Annotated in this window: 5 protein-coding genes; all 5 read right to left on the bottom strand. The window is 69.7% G+C overall.

Annotated features, from left to right (window positions below):
- Window positions 1–491, bottom strand: a 491-nt coding sequence (locus ACFR9S_RS03205) for an ABC transporter ATP-binding protein (RefSeq protein WP_459077185.1), incomplete at its 3' end; no start/stop codon positions are given.
- On the bottom strand, window positions 488–2,155 hold the full coding sequence (locus ACFR9S_RS03200; RefSeq protein ID WP_379818054.1) for an ABC transporter permease: 1,668 nt from the start codon (window positions 2,153–2,155) through the stop codon (window positions 488–490). The genes ACFR9S_RS03200 and ACFR9S_RS03205, both read right to left, overlap by 4 nt.
- Entirely contained in the window at window positions 2,155–3,345 is a 1,191-nt protein-coding gene (locus ACFR9S_RS03195; RefSeq protein WP_379818053.1) for an extracellular solute-binding protein, read from the bottom strand. Before ACFR9S_RS03195 ends, ACFR9S_RS03200 begins: the two co-directional genes overlap by 1 nt.
- Window positions 3,338–4,501: an alpha-1 4-glucan-protein synthase gene (locus ACFR9S_RS03190; RefSeq protein ID WP_379732343.1), complete on the bottom strand. Its 1,164-nt coding sequence runs from the start codon at window positions 4,499–4,501 to the stop codon at window positions 3,338–3,340. Before ACFR9S_RS03190 ends, ACFR9S_RS03195 begins: the two co-directional genes overlap by 8 nt.
- A gap of 67 nt (window positions 4,502–4,568) precedes the next feature.
- Window positions 4,569–5,209 (bottom strand): GMC oxidoreductase (locus ACFR9S_RS03185; RefSeq protein ID WP_379818052.1); only part of this gene is annotated, 641 nt, incomplete at its 5' end.

Genomic DNA, 5,209 nt, shown 5'->3' with positions numbered 1-5,209 from the left:
TCCGTCGGCGATCGGTCGCCGTACCCTTCGAGCCCGACGAGGTCGAGCAGGTCGGCGACGCGGTCCTGTGCGGCGTCGCTGTCGCGGTCGTCGAGGCCGAACGCGACGTTCTCCGCGACCGAGAGGTGGGGGAACAGCGCGAACTCCTGGAACACCATGCCCACGTCGCGCTCCTCCGGCGGGACCTCGCGGCCCTCGCCGGCGACGACCTCGCCGCCGACGCGGACGGTACCCTCGGTGGGCGACTCGAGGCCCGCGATGGTCCGCAGCGTGGTGGTCTTCCCGCAGCCCGACGGCCCGAGGAGCGTGAGCAGTTCGCCCTCCCGGACCGCGAGGTCGACGCCGTNNCCGACGCCGTCGACGGCCCGCTCGCCCGCGAACTCCTTGGCGACGTTCGAGAGTTCGAGCACCGTCTCGGCGTCGTCGTCGACGCTCGCGTCCGCTCGCTCCGCCGCTCGCTCGCCGGTCGTGGGGGTGTGTTCGTTGCTCATTGATCGCGTCCCTGAACGAGGAGGGGGATCATCGAGAGTCCGGACACCACCACCAGCACCAGCGCCGGCAGCGCCGCCCGGCCGTAGTAGCCGCCCTCCTGAACTCGCCAGATGTACGTCACCAGTGTTGTAAACCCTGTCGGGTGGAGGATCAGCGTGGTGTCCAGCTCCTTCATCGTCGTGAGGAAGACGAGCGCCGCGCCCGCGAGTACGCCCGGCGCGATCAGCGGCAGCGTCACCCGCCGGAACACCCGCCGCGGCGGCTCGCCGAGCACGCGCGCGGCGCCGAGCAGCGACGGGTCGACGCCGAGCACCGACGACCGCGTCGCACCGACCGCCTGCGGGAGGAACCGCACGACGTAGGCGAACACCAGCAGCGGGAGCGACTGGTACACCGCACGGGCGGCGGCGGGGCCGAACCACTCCGCCAGTTGGTTGCTGCTGAAGAACACCAGCGCGAGCGCGAGCACGACCCCCGGCATCGCGTAGCCGAGATACGTCGCGCGCTCGGTCAGCCACGCGAACGTCGAGCGGGAGCGCCCCGAGTAGTACGCGACGGGGATCGCCAGCGCCAGCGTCACGGCCGCCGCCAGCGCGGCGACGTAGACGGAGTTGAGCGCGAACCCGGCCTCGAACGCGCGACCGCCCACATCGTACTCCAGCGCCTCGGCGCGGACGAACCACATCGTCAGGATGCCGACCGGGAGCGCGAGCGTGAACGTCGACACGAGCGCGGGCAGCAGCATCGCCACCCAACGGAAGCGCCCGAGCGAGATCAGCACCGACGACGAGGAGGCCGCGCCGTAGCCCGAGTCCTCGCCGCTACCGATCCGGGACTCCAGCGCGACCACGACCGCAGTGACGGTCAACAGTTGTAGCGACAGCAGTGTGGCGTTGTTCCGCCCGTCGCCGAAGCTGTTGAGCTCGACGTAGATCATCCGCGTGAACACGTCGTACTGCATGATCGTCGGCGTCCCGAAGTCCGAGAGCGCGTACAGCGCGACCAGCAGCGCGCCCGCGGTCACGGCGGGCAGGATCTGGGGCAGTATCACGCGCCGGAACGCCGCGAAGTAGTCGACGTTGAGCGTGCGCGCGGCCTCCAACTGCGTCTCGTCGAAGGAGAGCAGCGCCGCGCGGGCGGTGAGGAACACGTACGGGTAGACAAAGAGCGTCAGCACCAGCGCAGTGCCGCCCAGCCCGTACACCTCGGGGATCCGGACGCCCAGCGGCGCGAGCGCGTCCGCGAGCTCGCCGTCGGGACCGAACGCCGAGACGTACGCGAACGCGCCGACGTAGCTGGGGATCACCAGCGGGAGCGCGATGACGACGGTCCAGAACCGCCGGAACGGCAGGTCCGTCTGGACGGTCAGTACCGCAAGCGGCACGCCCAGCAGCACTGAGGCGGTCGTGACGACCACGACGAGCGTGAGGCTGTTGGCGAACACGTCGCCCGAGGTACTGACAAGCGACTGTGCCTCCGCGAGCGGCACCTCGCTCGCCCGCAGCAACAGCCAGAGCAGCGGCGACAGCACCGCGGCTGCGATGGCCCCCGAGAGCAGGACCAGCGGCGTCGAGACGCCGTCGTCGTCCAGCCCGAGGAACCGACGCGCGAACCGCCGGCGGAGGCCCGCCGGCGAGTCGGTGGTGTCGCCGGCGGCGCCCATTACAGGACGCCGACCTCACGCATGAGCTCGACCGTCGGCCCGATCTCCGAGAGCCGCGCGAGGTCGAACTCGGGGGGGTTGAGCTCGTCGATGCGCGGGAGGTCGCCCACCGGCGGCACGCCCGGGATCATCGGGTAGGCGTACGCCCGGGTCGCGAAGTACTCCTGTGCCTCCGCCGAGAGCAGGTGCCGGACGAAGGTCTGTGCCAGCTCCTGCTGGGGACTCGGCTCCAGCACCGCGGCGCCGGCGACGTTGATCAGCGCGCCCGCGTCGCCGCTCGTGAAGGCGAGGTCGATCGGCGCGTTCGGCCGCGCGGCCTGCACGCGGAGCGCGTAGTAGTGGTTCGCGAAGCCGGCCTGAACCTCGCCGTCGGCGACCGCGTTGGCGACGAAGAACTCGTTCGCGTACTCGGTGATGCCGGCGTCGACCATCCCCTGCAACCACTGGCGGGTGGCCTCCTCGCCCTCCGTGATCCGCATCGCGGTGATGAACGCCTGGAACGCGCCGTAGGTCGGTCCCCAGCCCATGTTTCCGGCGATGCCGGAGTCGGGCAGGGCCATCACGTCATCCGGGATGTCGCTCTCCGAGAGCGCCTCCGTGTTGTACGGGATCGCCCGGGCGCGGCCGGCGGTGCCGACCCACGCGCCGTTGGGGTGGAACTCGTCGGGGACGGGGTCGGTCACCTCGCTCGGGAGTTCGCTGGTCAGGTCCTCGGCGGCGACGGCCGCGAGCGAGCCGGCGTCGACCGACCAGAACACGTCCGCGGGCGTCGCCGACCCCTCGGTGATGAGCGTGTTCGCGGCGTCGGAGGTGCCGGAGACGCGCGGGGTCGCCTCGAAGTCGGGGTAGATCTCCTCCAGCTTGTTGATCAGGTCGCGGTAGAGCCCGCCCTCGCCGCCGCCGAGGTAGATAGTGAGTTCGCCTTCGAGGTTCGGCAGCTCCTCGATCCGGGTGCCGCCGACCTCCTCGCGGCCCTGTGCGAGCACGCCCGAGCCGCGGAACTCCGAGAACTCGGCGCCGAGGCTCCCGTCGCCGCCTTGGGTCGGAGTGTCGGTGCCGCCTTCGCTCCCCGGCGTGCCGTCGGTTTCGGTCCCGTCGCCGCCGTTACAGCCGGCGACGCCGACGAGGCCGGCGCTCGCGAGGCTCGCGAGCAGCCGTCGGCGGCGCTTCGAGGTCGGTTCGTCAGTCATCGGCGGGCACCTCCACGGTGTCCGCGGCGGTCGGTTCGATCGTGTCGAGACAGTCGAGCCAGTCAGTCATGTATTCACCACAGTAGTTCAGGAACTCGCCGTTGTTCCACTCCTCGAAGTCGCCGGTCGCGAGCGCCTCCGCCATCGCCGCGAAGACGTCGCGGTAGCTGTCGGCGTCCGCACCGGCGTCGTCCAGCACTTCCCAGACGTGTTCGTTGAGTTCGAGGCCCGCGACCTCGTTCTGCAGATCGTCGAACGTCGACCGCGGCGCCTTGTTGTGCTCACACAGCGGGCCGCCGTTGTACACCTGCTTGCCGAGCACGTCGCAGGCACGCTTGAGGAACAGCCCCGACCAGATGTCGTCGAACCGCCCAACGTCCCAGCGGTTGTCGTCCATCGGCAGCTGGTAGAACGCGGGGATCACCTCGCGGCGGAACGCGAGGTTCATCGAGCAGACCGTCAGGTACTGCCCCTCCGCGGCGACGAAGTCCTCGCCGAAGTCGTCGGCGCTGGTCCGGGTCTGGGCCTGTCCCTGCAGGTCGCCGTCCATCAGGATCCGCACTGCGTCGAGGTCGGGGACGTTGGTCCAAAGACCCTGCGAAGCGACGACGTCGTCGACGTGTTCGGTGTCGCGTTCGAGTTCCTCGTCCATCGCCGCGTAGGGGTAGCCACGCGGGTAGAGGTCGCCGTCGGCGTCGTCGAGCACGTTCACCCACGACCCGTCGGAGGCGCGGGACTCGATCTCGCCCTCGTAGGCGAGGTTCGCCATGTGGGTGCCGAAGAAGTCCTCGTCGTCGTGGGGCAGCGTGTCGTCGTCGATGAACACGCCGTAGTCGAAGCGCTCGTTGGCCCACATGTACAGTAGCCCGAAGGAGGTCTGGGCGTGGCTGGCCTCGGGGATCAGGTGGCTGTACTCGCTGGCGCCCTGCTCGGCGAACCACTCCTCACGGGCGGTGCCGTCGAAGACGGCGCCGTCGACGCCCAGGTCGTCGAGCATCGCCGCCATCTCGTCGGTGTCACAGAAGTCCTCCGTGACCAGCACGACGAACAGGCGGTCGGTGTCGAACCCGTGCTCGCGGGCGTTGGCGACGTACGCCTCCATACACTCGTACTCCCGTATCGTGGGAACGATCACGCAGATGTCCTGCTCACTCATTGCCCGCCGGTTGTTTAGGGACTCCTAAAACCTTGCCGATTTTTCGGCCAGCCAAAAGCGATCGGCCTCAGAGCCGGCTGTCGATCGCGTCGGCGGCTTTCAGCGACAGCGCGGCGATAGTGAGCGTGGGGTTCATCGCGCCGCCGGTGACGAAGGTAGAACTGCCGGCGATCGTGAGGTTCGCGAGGTCGTGGGTGCGGAGGTCGGGGTCGACGACGCTCGATTCGGGGTCGGTCCCCATCCGGGTCGTCCCCATGTGGTGGTAGGCGGGACCCGTCGAGTCCGGGCCGACGACCCACTCGATATCGGCGCCCATCTCCTCCAAGACGGAGCGCTGGATCTCGTTTGCGCGCTCGATCGTCCGGCGGGTGCGCTCGTCGAGCGACCAGACGACCTCGGGGACGGGGTTGCCGTGGTCGTCGGTGCGCGAGCGGTCGAGCGTGATGCGGTTCTCCGCCCGGGGGAACTGCTCGACCAGTGCGCCCATCGCGACGTGGGTGCCGTAGCCGGCGCGGATCTCCTCGAGCAAGTCGTCGCCGAAGCTCTCCGACCCCATCGCGATGTCGGCGGGCGCGGGGCCGGCGTAGTTGAGGCACTCCAGCTTGATCGCCCCCCGGCTCGCGTCCTCGCGGTCGTAGAACTGGTGGCTCTCGGTGGTGTTGAAGCCGACGTGTTTCTGCCGGGTGGGTTCGTCGAGCCGGCCGGCCA

This window comes from Halolamina salina, from assembly GCF_042678005.1.
GTDB lineage: Archaea > Halobacteriota > Halobacteria > Halobacteriales > Haloferacaceae > Halolamina > Halolamina salina.
The sequence above is the reverse complement of the archived record's forward strand: the minus strand, read 5'-3'. Positions and strand labels throughout refer to the sequence as shown.